The organism is Polynucleobacter sp. HIN5, from assembly GCF_030297555.1.
Classification (GTDB): domain Bacteria; phylum Pseudomonadota; class Gammaproteobacteria; order Burkholderiales; family Burkholderiaceae; genus Polynucleobacter.
In genome coordinates this window covers 175,611-200,123 of the sequence record NZ_AP028136.1, presented here as the reverse complement: position 1 = coordinate 200,123, position 24,513 = coordinate 175,611, and the positions used below count along the sequence as shown (strand labels likewise).

Sequence of the window (24,513 nt, the reverse complement as noted above, 5' to 3'; positions counted from 1 at the left end):
CAATTCTTAAAAAAACGGTCAATTTCTAGGTATTCCAAGCTCTTGGGGGTATACTGCTTCTTACGTTAATTTTCTGGATTTATCACCAAATTAATCGATATTTTTCAATAACTGTAGCGATCTATGCCTACTAACCATTCAAATTTCTCTGTTTTGCTTCTAAATGGTCCCAATTTAAACCTTCTCGGCACTAGAGAGCCTGAGGTTTACGGTAAAACAACCCTTGAAGACATTACAAAACGCATGGGTGAGCTTGCTAAAAATGCCGGAATTTCGCTGGAAAGCTTTCAAAGCAATCATGAGGGCGAACTAATTGATCGAGTTCAGAAGGCAAAAAAGGATGGTATTGGTTTCATCATCATTAATCCAGGTGGATTTACGCACACCAGCGTTGCCCTGCGCGATGCTTTAGCTGGTGTAGCGATCCCTTTTATTGAAGTGCACCTCTCGAATATTCACCAGCGTGAAGAATTTCGCAAACATTCTTATTTCTCAGACCTAGCCATGGGCGTGATTTGCGGTCTAGGTGCACAAGGTTATGAACTGGCATTCACAGCAATTCAGAACAAACTGGCTTCTCATTAAAAATCATTACAACGAGGTTTGGCATGGACTTACGAAAACTCAAAACCCTGATTGACTTAGTCTCTGAATCTGGAATCTCCGAACTCGAAGTGAGCGAAGGAGAAGATAAAGTCAAGATTGTGAATGCGCGACATTCCGGTTCCGTTGCAAACGCTCCTGCAGCGATGCCCATGAATACCATGGTCATACCAGCGCCGATCCAACCCGAAGCTCCAACTGCATCGGTTGTTGCTACCCCACAAGCAAGTGCAGCGCCAGAGGGGTTCGTACAGAAGTCGCCGATGGTGGGAACCTTTTATCGCTCACCCAATCCTGAGGCACCTGCTTTCGTGAATGTGGGCGATACCGTAACTGTTGGTCAAACCTTATGCATTATTGAGGCAATGAAGCTTCTCAATGAAATTGAATCGGAGAAAGCAGGGGTAATCAAACAAATCCTGTGCGAGAACGGTCAAGGCGTTGAATTTGACCAGCCGCTATTCGTCATCGCCTAATCGCCATGTTTGACAAAATACTGATCGCCAATCGTGGCGAAATCGCTCTGCGAATTCAGCGAGCTTGCCGAGAACTCGGGATTAAAACCGTAGTGGTGTACTCCACCGCTGATAAAGACGCTAAATACGTAAAACTCGCTGATGAGGCGGTTTGCATCGGGCCCGCACCCTCGACGCAAAGCTATCTCAATATGCCAGCGATTATTTCAGCGGCTGAAGTCACCGATGCCGAAGCTATTCATCCAGGCTATGGATTTCTCTCAGAGAATGCGGATTTTGCTGAACGAGTTGAAAAGTCCGGATTTGCATTTATCGGCCCAAGACCCGAGTCGATCCGCTTAATGGGAGATAAGGTTTCAGCAAAAAATGCGATGATTAAGGCAGGGGTTCCCTGCGTACCCGGATCAGCCGGTGCATTACCTACGGATAACCCAAAAGAAATTTTGGCGACCGCCAAGCGCGTTGGCTACCCCGTCATCATTAAAGCGGCCGGTGGTGGTGGTGGGCGCGGTATGCGCGTTGTTCACACCGAAGCAGCCCTGATTAGCGCTGTCAATATGACCCGTGAAGAAGCGGGGCGCGCCTTTGGGAACCCTGAAGTCTATATGGAGAAATTCTTAGAGCGCCCAAGGCACGTGGAAATTCAAGTCTTAGCCGATACCCATGGGAATGCGGTTTGGCTGGGTGAGCGAGACTGCTCGATGCAGCGTCGCCACCAAAAAGTGATTGAAGAGGCACCGGCTCCAGGAATCGATCGCAAACTGATTGCAAAAATTGGGGAACGCTGTGCCGATGCTTGTAAAAAAATTGCCTACCGCGGTGCTGGTACTTTTGAATTTCTCTATGAAAAGGGTGAGTTCTTTTTCATTGAGATGAACACCCGCGTGCAAGTCGAGCATCCCGTCACGGAGATGATTACTGGGATTGATATTGTTCAGGAGCAAATTAAGATTGCGGCTGGTCAGAAACTGGGCTTTCGGCAACGCGATATCGTCTTTAAGGGTCATGCGATTGAATGTCGCCTAAATGCTGAAGATCCCTTTAAGTTCACTCCCAGCCCTGGTCGAATTCAGTCATGGCATATGCCTGGTGGCCCGGGTATTCGCGTCGACTCGCATGCCTATAGCGGGTATCTGGTGCCCCCGAACTATGATTCGATGATCGGTAAGTTAATTGCCTATGGAGCTACACGTGAGCAAGCAATTCGTCGCATGCGGATTGCCCTCTCCGAAATGGTGATTGATGGCATTCTGACCAATGTGCCCCTGCATCGCGAGCTGATGCTCGACTCAAAATTTGTGGAGGGTGGCACGAGCATTCATTACCTCGAACAACGCCTTGAGGAGCAATCCGCGACTCGTGGCGAAAAGTAGGCCCTCCTAAGCCAATGTCGTATCGCGAGTTCCAATTTACGGTCGTTGCTGAAATTGCTGAGCCCTTGGGCGATGCGCTCATGGAACTTGGGGCGCTCTCAGTTTCGGTCGAGGATGCTACAGCGGGCGGCTATGATGAAAATCCCCTCTATGGTGAACCGGGACTATCACCCGAAGTGCAGGCATGGGATTTATCCGTTGTTAAGGCACTCTTTGATCAAAGCTTCGAAACCAGCAAGGAAGAATTAGCCAACATTCTTCTAGAGGCAGGATTTGCCGTTCAGACACCCACCGAATCAATTGTGGCTGACCAAGATTGGGTGTCAATGACACAAAATCAATTCGACCCGATTGCGATTGGTGAGCGTATTTGGATTGTCCCTTCGTGGCACCAAAAACCGTCTGCACCAGAAGCAATTTGTCTGGCAGTCGATCCCGGCCTTGCATTTGGTACTGGCAGCCACCCAACAACCCGACTATGCCTTGAGTGGCTTGAGCAATACAGTAAGAACCCTGTTTGTAAAAGTCAAAGCGCGTTGGATTATGGCTGCGGCTCTGGCATCTTGGCAATTGCCGCTAAAAAACTAGGCTTTCAAACCGTGTTTGGAACCGATATTGACCTGCAGGCTATTGAGTCGGCGCGTGCAAATGCCAATCAAAATCAAACGAAGATTGAGTGCCAATTACCTGACGATATCGATGCGGCGATTGGGTCTACACAGTTTGATGTAGTGATTGCCAATATTTTGGCCAACCCCTTACAAGTTCTAGCGCCCGCTCTCATCGCACGCGTAAAGGATGGTGGGCAATTAATCCTATCGGGCATCTTAGAGCGCCAAGCGCAAGAGGTCATCGATTGTTATCAGCCCCATATTCCGCTGTCGATCTGGAGAGCCTCGGAGGGCTGGGTATGCCTACATGGTCAAAAGCCTGTCTCTAAGCAAAACCGGACCTCGAGCGTTCGTTCGATTGAGGATGTCTCAAAGCCCAATCGCTCAATTGTCAGCGCTCCCATCACAAAAAGTACAGGATTTCATCTACGTAAACCTTTGATCACCGTTGGCTTATTAATGATGATCGGCTTCATCGTCGCAATGAGCCTTTGGCGTGTCTCAATCTTGCATTTTTTTGCACCCAGCCTAGATAAAAACCCCAACCCAATTGCCTTGCGTAGCTTCGAGTTGTTACAAACAGTTGATCGGGGAATATGCGAAGTCTTGCCGTGTGATCAGAAAGCTGTGATTGATTTCACGGCATGGCGCTTTCTGCTCGCCAATCTTGGAATGGATGACAGCAAGCGCGGTATTGAGGTTCAATCCATCTTGCAAATCGAACTACAAAATCGCTTATTGGTCCCAGTTGCAATCCCCCATTTGGAGCTAACACTTAGCGATGCCGATGAAAAAACCATTGCTCGTATTCTGATGAGTCCTGAAGAGTGGCTTCCCAAGACCTGGCAAAGCGCCCATCCCAGCTTTTTGCTGACCGGAGCGCCACCCAAAGAACTGTTTAACCTTTCGATACCCCTGCAGCTTCCTGCGAATGCCGCGGGCTATCGCATGCGTGTAGCATATCCCTCCTCCACTCAACCTTCATCCCTATAGAGAACTTTATGGCAAGCATTATTTGTGGCTCCATTGCGTATGACACCATCATGACCTTTGAGGGTCGCTTCCAGGATCAAATTCTTCCAGAACAAATCCATATCCTGAACGTCGCCTTCTTGGTCCCCAGCATGCGCCGGGAATTTGGCGGATGCGCTGGCAATATCGGCTACAACCTCCAGCTGCTTGGCGGCAAACCAATGATCATGGCGACCGTGGGAGCGGACGCAGATCCCTACCTCTCCCACCTCGAGAGAGTCGGGATGAGTCGAGAGTTCATTAAAAAACTCGATCAAGCCTTTACGGCCCAAGCGATGATTACGACTGATCTTGCCAATAATCAGATCACCGCCTTTCACCCTGGAGCCATGAACGATTCCCATTTAAACCGTGTGGATGACTGCATAGCCACTCTGGGTCAAAAGGATCGGCACATTGGTATCGTCGCACCCGATGGCCGAATTGGCATGTGGGAACATTGCCATCAATTTGCGCAGGCAAAGATCCCATTTATCTTCGATCCCGGCCAAGGGCTGCCAATGTTTAATGGTCAGGAGCTACTGGAGCTTGTGGATTTAGCCAACTATGTCGCTGTAAACGACTATGAGGGTGAAATGCTTTGCCAGCGTACCGGCTTATCGCTAAACGAACTGGCAAGTCGCCTAGAAGCCTTAATCGTGACGAAGGGGGCTCAAGGAGCGCAGATTCATGCACAAGGCAAAGTCATTGATATCCCCGCGGTTCCGGCTGAGAAGATTTCTGATCCAACCGGTTGCGGCGATGCATTCCGGGGAGGCCTGCTATATGGCCTTGAAAAAAGTTTAGATTGGGAGACCACTGGGCGCTTAGCAAGCCTCATGGGATCGATCAAAATTGCTCACCAAGGTCCTCAAAACCATCAACCCACTCGCAGTGAAATCAGTGATCGCTTCAAAGCTGCTTTTGGTACTGCGATTACTCTTTAAATAAAAATGGGGTCCCGAAGGACCCCATCCAGACTACTTCAACTATCCACTAAGCCTAGGCTTAGGGACGGCTGCCTGTAGGAAATGGCCAAGCCGCAGCCGGATTCAGCGCAGTTTGCGCTGGAGCAGCAACGGCGGGCTTAGCCGCGGGCTTTTTTACAGAAGCACCTTTCTTGGCAGCAGGCCTTTTCTTGGCTGCTTTTTTAGCAGGCTTTTTCTTGGCAGCTTTTTTCTTTTTAGCAGCAGGACGCTTTTTGGCTACTTTTTTCTTAGCAGCTTTTTTAGCGGCAGGCTTCTTTGCTGCTTTTTTAGCAGCTGGTTTCTTAGCGGCAGCTTTTTTAGCAGCTGGGCGCTTCTTTGCTGCTTTTTTAGCAGCTGGTTTCTTAGCAGCTACTTTTTTCTTAGCAGCTGGTTTCTTTGCAGCAGACTTCTTTTTGGCGATTGCCATAGTGATTCTCCTTCACGTGTGAGGATTAGAACAAACTACTGATTAAGAAAACCCGACCATGACTCCACGTTACGCCTTGCGGTGCACCATGGGAAACGAGCGAGCTATTCATCGGCGCGCGGCTTACTACATGGTGCTGCACGCTAATGAATCCTGGAAAAAAAGCTGCGGCCCTTGCGGGAAGCAGCTTTTCAAAGAGGGTGGAAAAAATTGGGAAGAAAATCCAGTCACCCTGTTTAAAGGGTTTTCGCATTTTTGCCAGTTTCAAGCGACTACTAATACTAATCAACCGAACTATCTCCTATATTGCCGGAGGAAGCGCTGGTCTAGCTTTTTGTTACTCCCAATTCAGCGCACCACCGGTTTGATACTCAATCACTCTAGTCTCAAAAAAGTTTCTCTCTTTTTTCAGATCTATCATTTCTGACATCCATGGAAATGGATTCTCTTCATTTGGATACATTGCGTCAAGTCCTATTTGCATACACCGACGATTACAGATAAAGCGAAGGTAACTTTTGAACATCGGCGCATTGAGTCCAAGCACCCCTCTTGGCATCGTATCCTCGGCATAGCGATACTCTAACTCCACTGCTTTTTCAAAGATGCTCCGAATCTCTTCTTTGAACGCAGAAGTCCATAACTGCGGGTTCTCCAGCTTGATTTGGTTGATTAAATCAATGCCAAAATTGCAATGCATCGACTCATCACGCAAGATGTATTGATACTGCTCCGCCGCCCCCATCATTTTGTTTTGACGGCCCATCGCGAGGATTTGCGTAAAACCAACATAAAAGAACAAACCTTCCATCACGCAGGCAAAAACAATCAGGGAGCGCAATAGCTTTTGATCGTTTTCAAGAGTACCGGTCTTAAAAGCGGGATCGGTGAGCACATCAATAAACGGAATTAGGAACTCATCTTTGTCCCGAATCGAAGGAACCTCATGGTAAGCATTGAAGATTTCGGCTTGATCCAGACCCAAGGACTCAACAATGTACTGGTAGGCATGGGTGTGGATGGCCTCTTCAAAAGCCTGGCGCAATAAATACTGACGGCACTCTGGAGCCGTAATCTGGCGATAGGTTCCCAATACGATGTTATTCGCTGCCAAGGAATCCGCGGTTACAAAGAAACCTAAATTACGCTTAATAATGCGCCGCTCATCTTCGGTCAGACCATTGGGGTCTTTCCAGAGCGCAATATCGCGGTTCATATTGATTTCTTGGGGCATCCAATGGTTAGCACAGCCAGCTAGGTACTTCTCCCAAGCCCACTTGTACTTAAATGGAACCAGCTGATTAACATCGGTTGTGCCATTAATCACCCGCTTATCGGCGACGTTTACACGACGCTCAGTGGCATCGGCTACTGGTTTTGCTGCCGCTTGGACTGGAGGAGCAACAGCCACCTGATCAGCCACAGGGGCAACTTGCACTGGCGGAACGGCCATTGGCGAGGGTGGCGGCACAAACCCTGCCTTCGCAAGGGCTGGAGCGACTTCTTCATCCCAGTTCAACATACTTTTCTCCTAATTCCTATTTGTTCTAGTGTTCTCATCGAGCTTATTGACAAGCTTCGCATTCCTCAAACCCTGGATCGCCAGGACGCATGGTGCAAACCGGGCCATCTGCGGCAACTGCTCCTGCGGTACTGGCAACAGCCCCACTGGAAACCGCATTGAGCTGGCCAGTAGCGACGGTCGATTTCTCAACATGGGTCGCTGCCATGGTCCGCAAGTAATAGGTGGTTTTCAAACCCCGAATCCAGGCCAACTTATAGGTGTCATCCAATTTCTTACCGGAAGCGCCGGCCATATAGATATTGAGCGATTGCGCTTGATCGATCCACTTTTGACGACGTGAAGCAGCCTCAACCAACCAGCTTGGCTCAACCTCAAAGGCAGTCGCATACAAATCGCGTAGATCTTGGGGAACGCGATCAATTTTGGACAAGGTGCCATCAAAATACTTCAAATCCGCAATCATGACCTCATCCCAGAGTCCGCGATCCTTCAAATCCCGGACTAAGTAGTCATTGACTACGGTGAACTCGCCAGAAAGATTGGATTTCACGAACAAATTCTGGAAGGTGGGCTCAATACAGGCCGAGACACCAATAATGTTCGAGATCGTTGCGGTTGGGGCAATTGCGACGCAATTGGAGTTACGCATGCCGTATTGCTTAATCTGGGTGCGTAAGGCATTCCAATCCATGGTGCTTGACTGATCTACTTCAACATAGCCGCCGCGCTCCTCTTGCAGCATCTTAAGGGTATCTTGGGGCAAAATGCCGCGATCCCACAGCGATCCTTGATAACTGCTATAGGTACCACGCTCTTTGGCGAGCTCACTCGATGCCTGATAGGCGTAGTAGCAAACCGCTTCCATCGAGGTATCAGCAAACTTGACCGCCGCTTCACTCGCATACGGAATCCGCTGCATGTGCAAGCAATCTTGGAAGCCCATAATCCCAAGACCGACTGGGCGGTGCTTCATATTGGAGTTACGAGCCTTCGCAACCGCATAGTAATTGATATCAATCACGTTATCGAGCATGCGCATTGCAGTCTGGATGGTCTTCTTGAGCTTAGCGTGATCGAGCACCATCTGACCGTTAGCATCGGTGGTCATGTGGGCGGTAAGGTTGACTGAACCTAAATTGCAAACGGCGATTTCGCTCTCATTGGTGTTGAGGGTAATCTCAGTACACAAATTGGATGAATGCACCACGCCTACATGCTGTTGAGGACTACGAATATTGCAAGGATCTTTGTAGGTAATCCAAGGATGGCCGGTCTCGAATAGCATGGCCAACATCTTGCGCCACAACTGAACCGCAGGGATCTTCTTCGATGGCTTAATTTCGCCAGCCTCAGCACGTTTTTCATAGGCAATATAGGCTTGCTCGAAGGCCTTGCCGTATTTGTCATGTAAATCTGGGGTGCTGGATGGGGAAAACAAAGTCCACTCTCCGTTTTCCATCACCCGCTTCATAAATAAATCGGGGATCCAATTGGAGGTGTTCATATCGTGGGTACGGCGGCGATCGTCGCCCGTATTCTTGCGAAGCTCTAAAAACTCCTCGATATCTAAGTGCCAGGTCTCCAGATAGGCGCAAACAGCACCCTTGCGCTTACCACCTTGGTTTACGGCTACAGCGGTATCGTTCACAACCTTTAAGAAGGGAACAACGCCCTGGGACTTGCCATTGGTACCCTTAATGTGACTGCCCAAAGCCCGCACATTCGTCCAGTCATTACCCAAACCACCGGCAAACTTGGATAACAAGGCATTCTCTTTCAGGGCCTCGTAAATACCGTCCAAATCATCATCCACCGTGGTGAGGTAGCAACTCGAGAGCTGCGAGCGCAGGGTCGCTGAGTTAAATAATGTTGGGGTACTCGACATGAAATCGAAGGTCGAGAGAACCTCATAAAACTCAATCGCACGGCGCTCACGCTCTGGCTCATTTAAAGCCAGGCCCATTGCCACGCGCATGAAAAATGCCTGGGGCATTTCAATCCGATGGTCTTCAATGTGCAAGAAATAACGGTCGTAAAGGGTTTGGAGGCCTAGATAGTTAAATTGCAAATCCCGATCGGCATTGAGCGCTGCCGAGATTTTGCTCAGATCAAACTCCAAAAGGCGGGGATCTAACAGTTCCGCCTCAATACCCTTACGAATAAATTGAGGGAAATAGTTTGGATACTCAGACTGCATATCGCCTTGCAAGACCTCGCGCCCCAGAATTTCCTTCCGAATCACATGCATCAAAATACGAGCAGTCACTTGACTGTATGCAGGGTCCTTCTCAATCAGGGTGCGCGATGCCAAAATAGCCGAGTCATACACCTGCGCCATGGGGACACCGTCATAGAGATTCTTGATGGTTTCGGTCATGATGGGGCTTGCATCAATGTGGTTACCCAATCCTTCGCATGCCGCCTCAATTACACTGCGCAAAGCAGCGACGTTGAGGGGCTTGGTAACACCGTTGTCGTTCACTTGCACGGAGGGCAAGCTAGGGTCGGCGACTTGCTCTTGAGCCGCGCTTTGCTGCGCAGCGCGTTCCTGATTGCGCTTTTCGCGATAAAGAACATAAGCGCGAGCAACGTTATGCTCCCCACTACGCATCAAGGCTAACTCAACCTGATCCTGAATGTCTTCAATATGAAAGGTTCCGCCATTGGGACGGCTGCGCAATAGTGCACGAACCACGTTTTGGGTCAATTGCTCAACTTGCTCACGAATCCGTGCTGAGGCTGCACCCTGACCACCGTTAACCGCTAAAAAGGCTTTGGTCACAGCAATGGCAATTTTCGAGGGCTCAAAAGCAACTACCGAACCATTACGACGAATGATTTTGTAGTCTGAAAGCTGGGTGGTTTGAGCAAGACCTACACCACCGGCGACATAGTTAGCGGATGGGGTTTGGGTCAAATTACCTACGGGGCTAACGCCTCCATGACTCATGGTGCCTACTTGGCCAGCTGCTTGAGGATCGGCGAAGGTCATATTGCTCCTGCTATATATATGTATTTATTGGAAAAAAGACAAATTTGTAACAAAAACACTAGATGTAGTGGTTTTGAATCGTTCTGGGTACTAAGTATAGGTAAATATTTTAAATTAGGTAAGTTCTTTTTTACGGAATTTATTAGTAATTTCCCTATTTTTGATAGAAATGAAATCTTCAAAAAAGTGATGTAAGCGGCCGCTTACCTGATGGAGATACAGCTAGCGAGAGTCAAGCCCAAAAGGCAATTGTTTCTCACTTAAATTTGCTAAGCGTTGTATTCGCACCCAATCAAATGATTTGCCTGGGTCGGTCTTGCGATCGGGCGCAATATCGCTATGTCCCGCAAATCGCAAGTTGGAAAAATTCTTTTCTAAGAGGTCAATCAGTTCGGCAAGGGCCGCATATTGCTCATTGGTGAACGCGCAATCTCCATCCCCCACTAACTCAATGCCAATGGAAAAATCATTACAGCGCTCACGCTCAAAAAATTGGGATGCACCTGCATGCCAAGCCCGTTTATGAACCGATACCAGCTGAACGACTTGCCCATCACGATCAATCAAGAAATGGCTTGAAACCTTCTGATGCGCAATTTGTTCAAAATAAGGGTGGGCATGAGCATCTAACTTGTTTTGAAAAAAATCAATAATGTGACCGCTGCCAAATTGACCAGGGGGCAAACTAATGTGATGAATAACCGCCAAATCTGGCTTAGCTTGAGTGGGTCGATCATCAAAGTTAGATGAAGCTCGCCACTGAGCCCTTCCCCACCAACCCTTTTGACTTAGACGATCGTGGTGATCAGCGCAGCAGTAATAGCGACCATCCCATGCAATCGCATCATCTTCGGGCAAGTGAAGATCGCAATACGAACAAGAAACCATGCGCTTCGGCTTTAACTGAGAGGGTGGTGCTGACTTCGGCTCCAAAGCCTTTTCTTGATCCCGCTTTTTCTTAAGCACCAACCACCAATAGGCGAAGGCCAACCCCAAGCCTAGCAAAATCCATTTCAGCAAAATTAGGTTCTCTGCAAAATCACTTCGGCAACAAAGCGTGTGCCCGCATAAGTCAACAACAGAGCTATAAACCCACCCAAGACCCAGCGCACTGCCGTTGGCCCCCGCAAACCAACGCGCAGGCGCGCGACCACTAAACCGCTAAATACGAGCCACGATAAGAGTGCAAACACTGTTTTATGGTCAAAGACTAGTGGCTTACCGAACAGCTCTTGTGAGAAAAATAGGCCGGAGAAAACGGTCATACTCAAAAGTGCATATCCGACATAGAGCAAACGGAACAAGAAGCTCTCCATGGTCAATAATGGTGGCAGACTTTCAATCCAGGTTGGTGCGCCGCTCATGCCATTGGCCATCCCCTTACGCAACGCACGATCTTGCAGGCTCATTAAGACCGCCAGCATCGCTGATAAGCTAAAAAAGCCCACTGCAAAGGTTGCAACAATAAAGTGGGCCTTAAACCAAGGATCGGCGACGGCGCGTTGAGAGATGACCGACCCCGGAAAGAGATCGGGCAGGATCGCACAAAACATCGCCATGCTGATGGTCATCAGCCGTAAGCTTGAAATGGGCAAGAAAAAGCTCTGAATCCAGTAAAAACTGAGTCCCACCCAAGCCATCAGGGAAAGATCTTGCGCAAAGCCAAATACAAAGCGCTCCCCATTAAAAATGGACTCGTATAACAAGATTCCGTGAATGATCAACACGATCAGAATCAAAATTTGGACCAAGCCAACAAAAAATGGAGTCTCAGGACGCCTTTGGTCGCGATAACCCAGAACAATAATTAGTAAGAGATAAAGTAAGGATGGCAGCCAGCCAAATCCCGAGTAACCTAAAATAGTCATTTCGAAAGTCTAATCGATAAATGCTTGAGAATCTGACCGACCGCTTAAGTCGTGTGGTTAAAACCATGCGGGGCCAAGCTCGCCTGACCGAAAGCAATACGGCCGACATGCTGCGCGAGATTCGTCTCGCTTTACTTGAGGCGGACGTGGCTTTACCGGTTGTAAAGAGCCTCATGGAGCAAATCAAGTTCAAGGCGCTTGGTGAGGATGTGGTTGGCAGTCTGACGCCTGGTCAAGCCTTAGTGGGGGTCGTACAACGCGAGCTAGCCCTCATCATGGGCGGGGATGAAGAAGAGTCTGGGAAATTAAATCTAGCCACCCAACCTCCTGCGGTCATCTTAATGGCCGGTTTGCAAGGTGCTGGTAAAACAACCTCAGCAGCCAAACTTGCTAAGTTCTTGCAAGAAAAGTTAAAGAAAAAGGTTTTGACTGTTTCGTGCGACGTGTATCGTCCGGCCGCGATCGAGCAATTAAAAACGGTTAGTGCTCAAGTTGGAGCGGATTTCTTTCCAAGCTCACCTGACCAAAAGCCCATTGAGATTGCCAATGCGGCGCTCGATTGGGCTAAACGCCATTATCACGATGTTTTAATTGTTGACACGGCAGGTCGTTTAGGCATTGATGAGCAAATGATGCAAGAGATTAAGTCTTTGCATGCGAGTCTCAAACCGATTGAAACCCTTTTTGTGGTCGATGCCATGCTCGGTCAAGACGCGGTTAATACGGCACGGGCTTTTCATGAGGCATTACCCCTGAGCGGCGTCATTCTCACCAAACTGGATGGTGATTCCCGCGGGGGTGCAGCGCTATCGGTTCGTCATATTACCGGCGTGCCCATCAAATTTATCGGCGTTGCAGAAAAAATGGATGGGCTTGAGGCGTTTGATGCCGAGCGCATGACCAACCGCATACTGGGCATGGGCGACATCCTGGCCTTGGTTGAACAAGCCCAACAAAATGTCGATGTTGAGCAAGCCCAAAAGATTGCCAAAAAAATACAAAAGGGTGGATTTGATCTTGGTGACTTCCGAGAGCAAATTAAGCAAATGCAAAATATGGGGGGCATGGCCAATCTGCTCGATAAATTACCCAGTCAAATTGCGCAGCAGGCCAGTAAAGCCAACTTAGGAATGGCTAATAAGCAAATGAAGCATATGCAAGGGATCATTGATAGCATGACCCCACAAGAGCGTGCCAAACCCGAACTATTAAAGGCAAGTCGTAAGCGTCGGATTGCTGCCGGTGCGGGCGTTCAAGTTCAAGAGGTCAATCGCCTCTTGGCGCAATTTGAACAAATGCAAGGCATGATGAAGCAAATGAAGGGCGGCAAGATGGCCAAGATGATGAGCTCGCTTGCCGCCCGCGGTGCCGCCAAAGGACTCGGCGGGCTGTTCAAAAAATAGAGCTTAAATCAAATTATTTTTTGCGGTATTGATCGCAGTAACAATTGTGTGCGTAATCGACTTCAGCGGTATTAATTGAGCGACACTTTCTCGTCGACTCTGAAACTCAACCTGATCTTCTTTGAGACTACGCTCGCCAATCACGATACGATAAGGGACACCAATCAACTCCCAGTCTGCAAACATCGCGCCCGGACGCTCACCGCGATCATCTAAAACAACATCCACGCCAGCAGCAAGAAGTTCTTGATGTAAATGGTTGGCAGCGTCGCGTACCGCATCGGATTTATCGTAGCCTACCGGACAAATCACGACCTCAAATGGCGCCATGGAAATCGGCCAAATAATCCCACGCTCGTCGTGACCTTGCTCAATCGCAGCACCCAATAAGCGGGTCACGCCAATTCCGTAACAGCCCATCACCATCGGCTGAGCTTTACCATTTTCGTCAAGGTAAGTGCACTTCATCGCTTCGGAATATCGGGTTCCCAATTGAAACACATGGCCTACTTCAATGCCGCGACAAATCTCAAGAGTTCCTTTTCCATCTGGCGAAGGATCTCCGGCCACTGCATTACGCACATCGGCTACCAAAGGCTCAGGAACGTCGCGCCCCCAATTGACACCAGTCAAGTGATAGCCTTCGGCATTGGCGCCGCAGACAAAGTCACTCATATTTGCCACGGTGCGATCGGCAATCACTTGAACTGAGGACGGTAATCCAACCGGGCCTAAGTAACCCACTGGTGAACCGCACGCTGTTTGGATTTCAGCATCGGTGGCAAACCGAAAGGCACTTAAGCCAGGGACCTTATTAACCTTGATTTCATTGAGCTCATGATCACCCCTGAGCAACACCATAAATAGTTTGGCGGATCCAGTTTCTTGATCAACTGCCAACACTAAGGATTTAATGGTGTTTGACAGATCGATCTTGAGAAACTGCGCAACATCTTCGCAACGCTTTTGACCTGGCGTTGCCACTTTTTGCATGCTTTCTTTTGGAGCGGCACGCTGTGCAATCAGAGCAACCGATTCAGCCGCTTCTAAATTGGCGGCGTAATCCGAATTCGGGCAATAAACAATCGCATCTTCACCGGTATCGGCAATCACATGAAACTCTTGGCTGCCTGAACCTCCGATTGCACCGTTATCGGCAGCAACGGCTCGAAACTGCAAACCCATGCGTTGAAAGATTCGGGCGTAGGCATCAAACATGAGCGCGTAAGACTTTTTCAAGCCTGCCTGATCACGATCAAATGAATAAGCATCCTTCATGCTGAACTCACGACCCCGCATGATCCCAAAACGGGGGCGACGCTCATCACGAAACTTCGTCTGAATTTGATAAAAATTGACGGGCAATTGTTTGTAGCTTCTGATCTCCGAGCGCGCAAGATCAGTAATTACCTCTTCGGAGGTTGGCTGAATCAGGTAATCGCGCTCATGGCGATCTTGAATGCGCAACAACTCAGGGCCCATTTTTTCCCAACGGCCCGTCTCTTGCCATAACTCAGCAGGTTGAACGATCGGCATCAGAAGCTCGATGGCTCCGGCGCGATTCATTTCTTCCCGAATAATGTTCTCGACCTTCCGAATTACCTTGAGCCCGAGAGGGAGATAGTTATAAATTCCAGCACTTAATTTACGGATTAGCCCAGCGCGCACCATCAGTTGGTGAGACACAATCTCCGCATCTGCTGGAGCCTCTTTTAGGGTTGCAAGAAAGGTTTGTGAAGCTTTCATGAGTGACTATAATCAAATCGTTGATTTTAAAGGATTAAAGATTAGGGACTAAAAGGTACGATTATGCTTGACCGTGAAGGCTATCGACCTAATGTTGGCATTGTGCTTCTCAATGCTCGCAACGAAGTATTTTGGGGTAAACGAATTGGACAACATTCTTGGCAATTTCCACAAGGAGGAATTGCGCACGGAGAAAGTCCCGAAGAAGCGATGTATCGCGAACTCCACGAAGAGGTGGGTCTTTTTCCTCACCATGTCGAGATCATTGGGCGCACCCGTGATTGGATTCGCTACGATGTGCCCGAGGAGTTCTTACGCCGCCAAATGAATCACCGTCATCAGCGTGTCGCTTATAAGGGTCAAAAACAAATTTGGTTCTTACTGCGAATGCTAGGCCAAGACCATGAGATTCAACTACGAGCCACAGGGCATCCTGAGTTTGATGCCTGGCGCTGGCATCCATATTGGATTGAGCTCGACACCGTGATTGATTTCAAGCGCGAGGTCTATCAACTTGCACTCTCTGAACTCGCCCGGTTTATTGTCACCACCAACCAAATGCAACAATTAGTCTGGGGGGCGCCACTGCACGCCTCGCACCCCTCATGAATCAATTCTGGCTAGCATTGCTTGCTTCATCTGCCTTCGTTCTGAGTGCATGTTTCTCGGATCCATTGGCCGACGGGACTGATCCGTTTGCACCAACAGTATTTAAGGAAGGGGAAACACCCATGCCTTTAAATCCGCCTAATAAAAAATATTTGATACCTTTCTCAGTATCGCAAACCACCATTTTCAAGTTTGCGGTCGATACCGAATCCATCAAGATTGGAAACGATGGTGTTACCCGCTACATTGTTGTGATTACCAATCCCAGTGGCGGTCAAAATGCCTACTTTGAAGGAATTCGGTGCGATACCTTTCAGTGGCGCCTGTATGGAACTCTTGAAACTAATCAACAATGGCGAGCCAATCCACTGGGAAGTTGGTTAGCCATTAAAGACAATGTCCCGAATCGCTATCAGGCAGCTTTAGCTCAGGGCGCTTTTTGCAATCTGGCCTCCCAGGAAAAGAGTTATGCCAAGGTTGTGAAGTCGCTCGATCCCAATAATTTTCTGGGAATCATCGCTCCTGTCGGATCCGAAGCCGAGCTACCAACGATTCGTTAATTAGGCCTTACTCAGCAAGGTTCCAATCGACTCGCCTTGATAGAGGCGCACTAAGACATTGGGCTCACGGCCGGATGCAATCACGGTACTCGCCTCAGTTTGTACCGCTGTTTTAGCTGCCAACACTTTCGTTAGCATTCCGCCTTTACCCAAATCGCTTCCTGCGCCCCCTGCCATACGCTCTAAGGCGGGATCGCCGGCGATTGCAAAATCAACCATCGTGGCGGCGGCATCCTTACGGGGATCAGCGGTATATAGCCCACCTTGATCCGTCAAAATAATCAGGGCGTCGGCGTCTACCAAATTCACAACGAGTGCCGCTAAGCTATCGTTATCTCCAAATTTAATTTCATCGGTGACAACCGTATCATTCTCATTAATAATCGGAACAACGCCCAAGGACAGCAGTGTTTGCAAAGTTGCCTTTGCATTTGCATGGCGTTCCTCATTGGCTAAGTCAGCATTGGTTAAGAGAACCTGTGCAGTATGCACACCAAATTTAGCAAAGCATGATTCATAGACTTGAACCAAACCCATTTGCCCAACAGCCGCTGCAGCTTGGAGCTGATGAATTTCTTGTGGACGCTGGGTCCAAGCTAAGCGCTGCATTCCCTCTGCAATGGCGCCAGAGCTCACCATCAACACCTGGCAGCCTTGCTTAAGCAAATTAGAGACCTGCTCTGCCCACGTAGCAATCGCAGTTCGATCTAGCCCTTCGCCATTATTGGTCACCAGGGTAGACCCAACCTTCACAACAATTCGTTTTGCTTCTGAAATCGTTTTTTTCATGGCTATTACTCGTCTAAAAAACGGGGGTCTTCAGCACGCTCTTCCTCTAGGTCGCGGTCTTTACGAAGTCCATCCAAATAGTCTTGAATCGCATAACAAAGACGATCGCAACCTTCGCCCGTAAGGGCAGAGACCTCAAATACGGGACCCTGCCATTTAAAGCGTTTTAAGAAATCAGCAATGGTTTGCTCTCGATCCTCGGGTTGCAGCATATCGACCTTATTTAATACCAGCCAACGTGGTTTTTGATACAAGGCCTCATCGTATTTGCGCAGCTCATTGACAATCGCCTTGGCGTCAGCGACCACATCGACATTCTCATCAAAAGGAGCAATATCAACCAGATGCAAGAGCACGCCGGTACGCTGCAGATGCCTTAAGAATCGGTGACCAAGACCAGCGCCCTCGGCAGCACCCTCGATGAGTCCTGGAATATCCGCAATCACAAAACTACGTTCATTACCAACTCGTACCACCCCCAAATTAGGATGTAAGGTGGTAAATGGATAATCGGCAATCTTGGGGCGCGCATTCGATACAGCGGTAATCAAGGTGGACTTACCGGCATTGGGCATCCCCAATAAACCCACATCGGCCAACACTTTTAATTCCAACTTTAATTTACGACGCTCACCTGGTTTGCCATTGGTCTTCTGACGCGGAGCGCGGTTGGTACTGCTTTTAAAGTGAATATTTCCCCAACCTCCAACCCCACCTTGAGCAAGACAAATTCGCTCACCATGTTTAGTTAAGTCGGCAATTAACTCATTGGTCTCTAAATCCGCAATAATGGTTCCGACTGGCATCCGCAGCTCGATATCGTCTCCGGCACGACCATAACAATCTGCGCCCCGTCCAGGCTCGCCATTCTTAGCGGTATGGGTTTTGGAATACCGATAATCAATCAGGGTATTGATGTTGCGATCCGCAATTGCATAAACACTGCCCCCGCGACCACCATCACCGCCGTCTGGGCCACCAAACTCGATAAATTTCTCGCGACGCATTGAGGCGCTACCGGCACCGCCATTGCCGGCAATCACTTCAATTTTGGCTTCGTCAATGAATTTCATAAATAAAAAGGCCTCGCAATCTGCGAGGCCTGTTTCTGTTGATTAATTAAATCTCAGTCAGGCCGCTGATGAACGAGGCAATACTGAAACTTGCGCTTTCTTCATTGCGCCTTTAACTCCAAACTCCACTTGTCCATCAATCAAAGCAAATAAGGTATGGTCCTTGCCCATTCCAACATTGACGCCGGGATGAACTTTGGTACCACGCTGACGAACAATAATTCCACCAGCATTGATTGCTTGACCGCCATAGACTTTCACGCCCAAGCGTTTTGATTCTGAGTCACGACCGTTGCGTGTTGAGCCGCCGCCTTTTTTCTGTGCCATCTTTCTCTCCTAACTCAGGCCTTAATCGACTTAATCAGAATCTCTGTGTAATTCTGACGATGGCCCTGATGTTTTTGATAATGCTTACGACGACGCATCTTAAAGATTTTCACTTTATCGTGACGCCCCTGGGAGACCACAGTAGCCATCACAGCGGCACCGTTAACCAAAGGATCGCCCACTTTAAGCGATGTGCCCTCGCCTACGGCGAGAACTTGGTCAAGAGTAATGTCGCTGCCGATGTCCGCTGGTATCTGTTCTATTTTCAATTTTTCGCCAGCAGCAACTTTATACTGTTTGCCACCGGTTTTTATGACCGCGTACATGGTTAAACCTCTCAAAAAGTACTACAAATAATTACAAATCAACTTATTTCGCGGCATGATTCCTTTAAAAGTCGGTGACTTACAGAAAATCTGCTACTTTGAGCTGAGCCAAGTATTATATCTTGGATGAATAACACTGTCAAAAACAATCACTTAGGGCAAATTTTGGCCCCCATCAGCCCTGATTTACAGGCTTTGGACGAGGTCATTCGCCGTCGACTGGCCTCCGAAGTGGTTCTAATTGACCAAATTTCGTCTTACATTATTCAATCCGGTGGCAAACGGGTCCGCCCAGCTCTTCTTTTATTAATGGCCAAAGCTTTAGCCAATAGCAAGGAAATTCCCCATGCTTTGGAGCTGGCCGCAGTAGTTGAATTCATCCATACTGCCACCCTGCTCCACGACGATGTGGTGGATGAATCCACCATGCGCCGTGGCAAACAAACCGCCAACGCCGCCTTCGGAAATGCCGCTAGTGTTCTCGTGGGCGATTTCTTATACTCACGGGCTTTTCAGATGATGGTTGCCCCCAATGATATTCGGGTGATGCAAATTCTTTCTGATGCTACAAACACCATTGCAGAGGGCGAAGTCTTACAACTTCTGAATATGAATGATCCCGAGGTGGATGAATCGAGTTACCTCCAAGTGATTCGCTATAAGACCGCAAAATTATTTGAGGCATCGGCTGAGCTCGGTGCGCTAATTGCCCAAGCAAGCGACATCGAGCGTGAACTCGCAGCAGCATTTGGGCGCCATATTGGTACCGCCTTCCAGCTAATGGATGACCTTTTAGACTACACCGCAGATCCCAATGAAATGGGCAAGAATGTGGGTGATGATTTGCGTGAAGGTAAACCAACTCTCCCGCTCATTTATCTTATGGAAAAAGGTAGCGCAGATCAACAACTACTGGCTAGGGAAGCGATCTCGCAAAACGAGGAGCTACCAGATGATGTGTTTGATCAAATCCTGCAAGGCATCTACAGCTCTGGCGCCTTAGAGTACACCCAAGATGCTGCAAGGCGCGAGGTTGATTTGGCCCTCAATACGATTAAGGATTTCCCACAAAATGCAGCCAGTGATTCATTGCGTGCTTTATGCGAGTACTCACTAATTCGTCAGGGATAAAATAGTTAATACGGAATGTAGCGCAGCCTGGTAGCGCACCTCGTTCGGGACGAGGGGGTCGGAGGTTCGAATCCTCTCATTCCGACCACTATCTCCCAACCGTCTTTTGCCGAATCTCTTTTGCGGCCAGCCTTGCTGCTTCAGCCTCAGAGCGCAAGGTTTCAATTTCCTGGATTGTTAAACGCTCAATATTCATGTAGTCCAGTTTCCAATGAGGATCATCACTCCAACGCAAGGCACTTTGAAGAGTCGTTCGCGGTCCCGGGGCAAACTCCAGTACATCAAGGGCTAAATTAAAAATAATGTGCTGTGATTGTGGGTCTTGAGGTCTTGCTGCTGCATTGCCCAAGGGAAAATCATTAAACACGAAGCGCGGGACACCACAGAACTCCACAATATCTTTAGCAGCTCCAATAATGATCGTTGGAATGCCTGCCTCCTCAAGAAAGCGTGCTAACAATGAAATACTTTGATGACAAATGGGGCAATTAGGAACCAAGATAGCGACGTCCACCCCATCGGCTTGGCACATTTGCAGAATGCGGGGTGCATCGCTTTCTAAAGTGTGACGTTGACTTCGGTTAGTCGGCAAGCCATAGAATCGATCTGCTAACTTTCGAATTCGTTGCTCAGCCACTGCGTGTCTAGCCGCATTCAACGGAAACCAACAGGCCATCTCCACTAAATTCGCGTGCTTTCGATCAATTCCTACATGCGCAATACGTAAATCTGGGTCGGCTGCGCTTGCCATCGCATATGGCTCATAAAACTTCGCATGTGCGTTGTATGGAGCACCGGGCCCCTGATCACCCTTGGAAGCATCATAAGGAACCGCAGTTGTAATTAAGGCTACTGTCGAAGCCTTCATTGGCTTATTTAAGGGGGTAAATGGCACATCGTTGTAATGCGCCCAAACATACGGATTGTCATAACCAAGTGCCAGATAGTACGAGCGCGTGCGCTGCATATATGGAATCGCACTGTCGAACTCGGGGGCAAAAGACAGTTCTGGCATTTTTTAGAGTGGGTCAGTAGTAATTGATAAGATCATGGTAATCATAAATAAAGGAGAACGATACTATGGCTCAGTGGTTACGCTTTACGCATCAAGGGAATGTCGGCTTTGGACAGTTACAGGGCGATCAAATTGCTGTCTATGCCGGTGATTTATTTGCTAACCCCAAGGCAACCGGTGAATTCCTCAAGCTTACGGATGTCACGATGGAGATACCCTGCGTTCCAAGTAAATTCATTGCCCTAGTGGATAACTTTCATGCCTTGGTCACCAAGCTTGAGCACACCGTTCCAGATGAGCCTTTGTATTTCTTGAAAGCAAGTAATTCCTATCTAGCAGCTGGGCAAACCATCCAAGTGCCGAAATCCTATGCAGGAAAGGTTATTTACGAAGGTGAACTTGGGATTGTGATTGGGACAAAATGCCATGGGGTGAGCGTTGCGGATGCCGCTCAATTCATTTTTGGCTATACCTGTGTCAATGATGTCACTGCCGTCGAGATTTTGAATCGCAACCCAGGTTACGCACAATGGAGCCGCTCAAAGAGCTTTGATACCTTTGGCGTGTTTGGACCGACCATCACTACTGATGTCGATCCCATGGGCTTATCGATTAAGACGATCCTTAACGATCAAGAACGTCAAAACTATCCAATGAGCGACATCGTTTTCACGCCCGCTCAATTAGTCAGCCTCATTTCACAAGACATGACCCTCTTGCCCGGCGATGTAATCGCCTGCGGAACCTCCGTGGGCGTCGGCTCCATGAAGCCAGGCAGTCAGGTCAGTATCGTGATCGATGGCGTTGGGCGCCTTGATAATCGCTTTGAATAATTAATATCCAGCGGCTACTGGTAATACAAGATTTCCCTTGGCATCCTGCACGTTTTGATCTAAATACTTGGTCAAGGCATAAACAGTATTTAGGCAAGGTGTCGGGGTTCCTGTAATCTCACCCAACTCAATCACAGAGCCCAACAAAGCGTCGATTTCCAATGAACGGCCAGCCTCCAAATCTTGCAACATGGAGGTTTTATGTTTACCCACTTTTTCAGCACCGGCAATACGTCGCTCAATATCCACACGGAAGGTCACGCCAAGCTTTTCAGCGATTGCTTGCGCTTCAGCCATCATATTGCGGGCCAGCTCCTTAGTTAGAGGGTAACGACAAATTCCTTCTAAAGTACCGTGTGTTAGAGCACTAATTGGATTGAATGTGAGATTACCCCAAAGCTTTAACCAAATTTCGGCACGAATATCATCTAAGACAGGTGATTTGAAGCCTGCAGCACCCATCACATCTGAAATCTTCTGAATACGTTCCGTTGTTTTCCCATCTAACTCGCCAAGCGGAAAACGCACGCCCTCAACATGTCGAATAACCCCAGGCCCTTGCGTAATGGTCGCCGGATAAACAACGCAACCAACAATATTGTCGGGACTAATCGCGCGCATGACAACACCGCCTGGATCGACGGTATCGACAGCGTGATCTTTATATTTACTATTGAGTTTTTGAAAATACCACCAGGGAATTCCGTTTTGCATTGGAATTAATATGGTGTCGGGTCCCAGCACAGATACCAGATCATCAATGACTGGTTCCACTTGGTGGGCTTTCACTGCCAAAATAATGACATCCTGTTTTGGCAAGCCACGTAGATTTTCAACGGCCTTTACTTTCGCAATAATGGGTTCAGGATGCTCATCACTAATGAGAGCGAGTCCACGCTCTTCAATGGCTCGCAAGGTGGCGCCACGCGCCATTACCGTTACGTCGTTACCAGAATTTGCCAACATGACCGCTAAATAGCCGCCAATTGCGCCGCCACCACCAATGACACAGATTTTCATGAACACTCCAATTTAAATATGATGATTGACAATAGTACGATATTTTTTAGGGCTATTAGGATTTCCCTACATACCCCTCTCCGGAAATTCATCCAAAAAATCCCGCTCATTTTGCAGTGACCATCCTCAAAAAAATGATCAACTCTTTTATAAGACTTAGCCGCCATTGGCACTTTTAATAAATTGCCAATCAATTTTGGTCGCTAAATAACCGTAGATCTTGATAGGTTTCAATACCTTAGACATCATTTCCCTGATTCGGGCTCGCAGGATAATCCCCACCTATAATCAGGGCTTGCTACTGGATGGGCCCAAATGGGGTGGAATGACGACCACCCAATGATCAATCTATTTGTCGAGAGAGGACGGTTCGATGCTGCTTTGGTTCGTAATTGCTTATCTCGGCATTTCAATTGCGATTGGTTTGTACGCCGCTACCAAAGTTCACAATGCCAGAGACTACATCACGGCTGGCCGGAACTTACCTATGGCTTTTGTCCTGGCAATGGTCTTTGCAACCTGGTTTGGGGCTGAGACCGTTCTTGGCATTTCTGCTACTTTTTTAGAGGAGGGATTTAGAGGACTCATTTCCGACCCCCTTGGTGCATCGATTTGCTTGGTTCTATTCGGACTCGTTTTCGCAAGGCCCCTATACCGAATGAATCTCATCACTCTTGGTGATTATTTTCGAATTCGCTACAACCGCCAAACCGAGCTATTAATTTCAATTTGCATTATTGTGTCTTACCTTGGTTGGGTATCTGCCCAAATCTCGGCGCTAGGCCTCACTTTTAATGTGCTTTCAAATAATCTCATATCGATGAGTGATGGCATGCTGATTGGTGCTGGTGTTGTTTTAGTCTATACCTTGTTTGGCGGGATGTGGTCGGTTGCACTGACAACCTTTGTACAAATGATTGTGATTGTGATCGGACTCTTATTGGTGGCTAATAATGCCGCCGATCAAGCTGGTGGGGTCGCCAATGTTATCGCCAAGGCAAATGCTGAAGGTAAATTTAATTTCCTGCCGACCCTTGATCCAATTGATATGCTTGGCTGGGTTGCGGCATTACTCACGATCGCATTAGGCTCGATTCCACAGCAAGACGTATTCCAGCGCGTCAATGCCGCTAAAAGTGAGTCAATTGCAATATGGGGAACGGCTTTAGGTGGAATTGCTTATTTCTTTTTTGCAAGTGTCCCACTTTTCTTAGCTTATACCGCGATCATGATTGATCCGCAAATGGTCAATAAATTTTTAGCAATGGATTCTCAAATGATCTTGCCAACTCTAATTCTTGATCATATGCCGCTTTACATACAGGTTATTTTCTTTGGGGCGCTCATCTCTGTGATCATGAGTACTGCTTCTGGAACCTTACTAGCTCCGTCAGTAACCTTTACAGAAAATATCCTCAAAGGTTTTTATCGTCACATGACGGATAAACAGTTTCTATGGGCAACACGCATCACCGTGTTTATTTTTACCTGCATTGTGACTTACTATGCAGTCGCTACACAAACAAAAATTCATACAATGGTTGAAAATGCATACCGTATTACTTTGGCAGGTGCATTTGTACCACTCGTTGCGGGGTTATTTTGGAAGAAAGCGAGTGATCTCGGTGCTTTACTAGCGATTACCTTTGGCTTAACCATATGGCTCCTGCTTGAATTCATGGGGATTGAGGAGCCTGTTGAGCCACAATTAATTGGTTTGCTTGCAAGTGCAATCGGGATGGTCATCGGCAGCTCGATTGCACCTCGCGCTGCAGGGAGTAACTCAAATCATTCAAGCAAAGCTCAACATTAATTACCTACTTCTTT

At 48.1% G+C, this 24,513-nt stretch carries 21 protein-coding genes, 1 tRNA gene and 4 pseudogenes; 13 read left to right on the top strand and 13 right to left on the bottom strand.

The genetic code is table 11. The annotated features are described in order from the left end of the window. Positions 1–123: 123 nt before the first annotated feature. The 6 genes and pseudogenes from aroQ (at position 124) to QUE61_RS01060 (ending at position 5,021) form a co-directional block, all read left to right on the top strand. Positions 124–585: a type II 3-dehydroquinate dehydratase gene (aroQ, locus tag QUE61_RS01085; RefSeq protein WP_286307131.1), complete on the top strand. Its 462-nt coding sequence runs from the start codon at positions 124–126 to the stop codon at positions 583–585. 23 nt (positions 586–608) lie between these two features. Then, positions 609–1,079, top strand: coding sequence for an acetyl-CoA carboxylase biotin carboxyl carrier protein (gene accB / locus QUE61_RS01080; RefSeq protein WP_286307130.1), 471 nt, complete (start codon positions 609–611; stop codon positions 1,077–1,079). A gap of 5 nt (positions 1,080–1,084) precedes the next feature. Continuing rightward, complete coding sequence (accC, locus tag QUE61_RS01075) at positions 1,085–2,452, top strand: acetyl-CoA carboxylase biotin carboxylase subunit (RefSeq protein ID WP_286307129.1); 1,368 nt, start codon at positions 1,085–1,087, stop codon at positions 2,450–2,452. Positions 2,453–2,466: 14 nt separating this feature from the next. Beyond that, positions 2,467–3,381, top strand: a pseudogene (gene prmA / locus QUE61_RS01070) (50S ribosomal protein L11 methyltransferase); the annotation flags it as partial. Between the two features lie 141 nt (positions 3,382–3,522). Next, positions 3,523–4,056, top strand: a complete 534-nt coding sequence (locus tag QUE61_RS01065) for a DUF3426 domain-containing protein (protein WP_353506506.1) — start codon at positions 3,523–3,525, stop codon at positions 4,054–4,056. 8 nt (positions 4,057–4,064) lie between these two features. After that, entirely contained in the window at positions 4,065–5,021 is a 957-nt protein-coding gene (locus QUE61_RS01060) for a carbohydrate kinase family protein (RefSeq protein ID WP_286307128.1), read from the top strand. A 61-nt stretch (positions 5,022–5,082) separates the two neighbouring features. Here QUE61_RS01060 and QUE61_RS01055 read toward each other — a convergent pair. The 6 genes and pseudogenes from QUE61_RS01055 to QUE61_RS01030 form a co-directional block, all read right to left on the bottom strand. Then, a pseudogene (locus QUE61_RS01055) lies at positions 5,083–5,463 on the bottom strand (histone); the annotation flags it as partial. 31 nt (positions 5,464–5,494) lie between these two features. Then, the gene (locus QUE61_RS01050) at positions 5,495–5,737 is read right to left on the bottom strand and encodes a hypothetical protein (protein ID WP_286307127.1); all 243 of its coding nucleotides are present in this window, start codon (positions 5,735–5,737) and stop codon (positions 5,495–5,497) included. Between the two features lie 69 nt (positions 5,738–5,806). After that, positions 5,807–6,991 (bottom strand): ribonucleotide-diphosphate reductase subunit beta, encoded by a 1,185-nt coding sequence (locus QUE61_RS01045; RefSeq protein WP_286307126.1) that lies wholly within the window; start codon positions 6,989–6,991, stop codon positions 5,807–5,809. 43 nt (positions 6,992–7,034) lie between these two features. Then, the gene (locus QUE61_RS01040) at positions 7,035–9,944 is read right to left on the bottom strand and encodes a ribonucleoside-diphosphate reductase subunit alpha (protein ID WP_458574725.1); all 2,910 of its coding nucleotides are present in this window, start codon (positions 9,942–9,944) and stop codon (positions 7,035–7,037) included. Positions 9,945–10,208: 264 nt separating this feature from the next. After that, positions 10,209–11,006, bottom strand: a complete 798-nt coding sequence (gene ampD, locus QUE61_RS01035) for a 1,6-anhydro-N-acetylmuramyl-L-alanine amidase AmpD (protein ID WP_286307124.1) — start codon at positions 11,004–11,006, stop codon at positions 10,209–10,211. 2 nt (positions 11,007–11,008) lie between these two features. Beyond that, positions 11,009–11,854 (bottom strand): cytochrome C assembly family protein, encoded by an 846-nt coding sequence (locus QUE61_RS01030; protein ID WP_286307123.1) that lies wholly within the window; start codon positions 11,852–11,854, stop codon positions 11,009–11,011. Positions 11,855–11,874: 20 nt separating this feature from the next. Here QUE61_RS01030 and ffh point away from each other — a divergent pair, with 20 nt between their 5' ends. After that, positions 11,875–13,257, top strand: coding sequence for a signal recognition particle protein (gene ffh / locus QUE61_RS01025; protein WP_286307122.1), 1,383 nt, complete (start codon positions 11,875–11,877; stop codon positions 13,255–13,257). A 3-nt stretch (positions 13,258–13,260) separates the two neighbouring features. On the opposite strand, the gene QUE61_RS01020 is transcribed toward ffh, so the two are convergent. Then, positions 13,261–15,003, bottom strand: a complete 1,743-nt coding sequence (locus QUE61_RS01020) for a proline--tRNA ligase (protein WP_286307121.1) — start codon at positions 15,001–15,003, stop codon at positions 13,261–13,263. Positions 15,004–15,066: 63 nt separating this feature from the next. On the opposite strand from QUE61_RS01020, the pseudogene QUE61_RS01015 reads away from it, so the two are divergent. Beyond that, positions 15,067–15,591: pseudogene (locus QUE61_RS01015) on the top strand (RNA pyrophosphohydrolase); the annotation flags it as partial. A gap of 17 nt (positions 15,592–15,608) precedes the next feature. After that, positions 15,609–16,172 carry a CNP1-like family protein gene (locus tag QUE61_RS01010; RefSeq protein WP_286307120.1) on the top strand — a complete coding sequence of 188 codons (564 nt, stop codon included), beginning with the start codon at positions 15,609–15,611 and terminating at the stop codon, positions 16,170–16,172. Positions 16,173–16,184: 12 nt separating this feature from the next. Here QUE61_RS01010 and proB read toward each other — a convergent pair. The 4 genes and pseudogenes from proB to rplU form a co-directional block, all read right to left on the bottom strand. Further along, a pseudogene (gene proB, locus QUE61_RS01005) lies at positions 16,185–16,961 on the bottom strand (glutamate 5-kinase); the annotation flags it as partial. A 5-nt stretch (positions 16,962–16,966) separates the two neighbouring features. Beyond that, on the bottom strand, positions 16,967–18,034 hold the full coding sequence (gene cgtA / locus QUE61_RS01000) for an Obg family GTPase CgtA (protein WP_286307119.1): 1,068 nt from the start codon (positions 18,032–18,034) through the stop codon (positions 16,967–16,969). A 57-nt stretch (positions 18,035–18,091) separates the two neighbouring features. Further along, positions 18,092–18,361 (bottom strand): 50S ribosomal protein L27, encoded by a 270-nt coding sequence (gene rpmA / locus QUE61_RS00995; protein ID WP_286307117.1) that lies wholly within the window; start codon positions 18,359–18,361, stop codon positions 18,092–18,094. A gap of 14 nt (positions 18,362–18,375) precedes the next feature. Continuing rightward, a complete protein-coding gene (gene rplU / locus QUE61_RS00990) occupies positions 18,376–18,687 on the bottom strand; it encodes a 50S ribosomal protein L21 (protein ID WP_215371137.1) in 312 nt (103 codons plus the stop codon). Between the two features lie 126 nt (positions 18,688–18,813). Between rplU and QUE61_RS00985 the strand changes: the two genes are divergently transcribed. Both QUE61_RS00985 and QUE61_RS00980 read left to right on the top strand, forming a co-directional pair. Continuing rightward, positions 18,814–19,818, top strand: coding sequence for a polyprenyl synthetase family protein (locus tag QUE61_RS00985; protein ID WP_286307116.1), 1,005 nt, complete (start codon positions 18,814–18,816; stop codon positions 19,816–19,818). A gap of 11 nt (positions 19,819–19,829) precedes the next feature. Next, positions 19,830–19,906, top strand: a tRNA-Pro gene (locus tag QUE61_RS00980). Here the strand turns inward: QUE61_RS00980 and QUE61_RS00975 are convergent. Next, positions 19,907–20,833 (bottom strand): glycine/sarcosine/betaine reductase selenoprotein B family protein, encoded by a 927-nt coding sequence (locus QUE61_RS00975; protein ID WP_286307115.1) that lies wholly within the window; start codon positions 20,831–20,833, stop codon positions 19,907–19,909. A 65-nt stretch (positions 20,834–20,898) separates the two neighbouring features. On the opposite strand from QUE61_RS00975, the gene QUE61_RS00970 reads away from it, so the two are divergent. Then, positions 20,899–21,666: a fumarylacetoacetate hydrolase family protein gene (locus QUE61_RS00970; RefSeq protein WP_286307114.1), complete on the top strand. Its 768-nt coding sequence runs from the start codon at positions 20,899–20,901 to the stop codon at positions 21,664–21,666. Here the strand turns inward: QUE61_RS00970 and QUE61_RS00965 are convergent, their stop codons facing one another. After that, positions 21,667–22,686 (bottom strand): 2-dehydropantoate 2-reductase, encoded by a 1,020-nt coding sequence (locus QUE61_RS00965; RefSeq protein WP_286307113.1) that lies wholly within the window; start codon positions 22,684–22,686, stop codon positions 21,667–21,669. Between the two features lie 373 nt (positions 22,687–23,059). On the opposite strand from QUE61_RS00965, the gene QUE61_RS00960 reads away from it, so the two are divergent. Beyond that, a complete protein-coding gene (locus QUE61_RS00960) occupies positions 23,060–24,499 on the top strand; it encodes a high affinity choline transporter 1 (RefSeq protein WP_286307112.1) in 1,440 nt (479 codons plus the stop codon). Positions 24,500–24,513 lie beyond the last annotated feature (14 nt).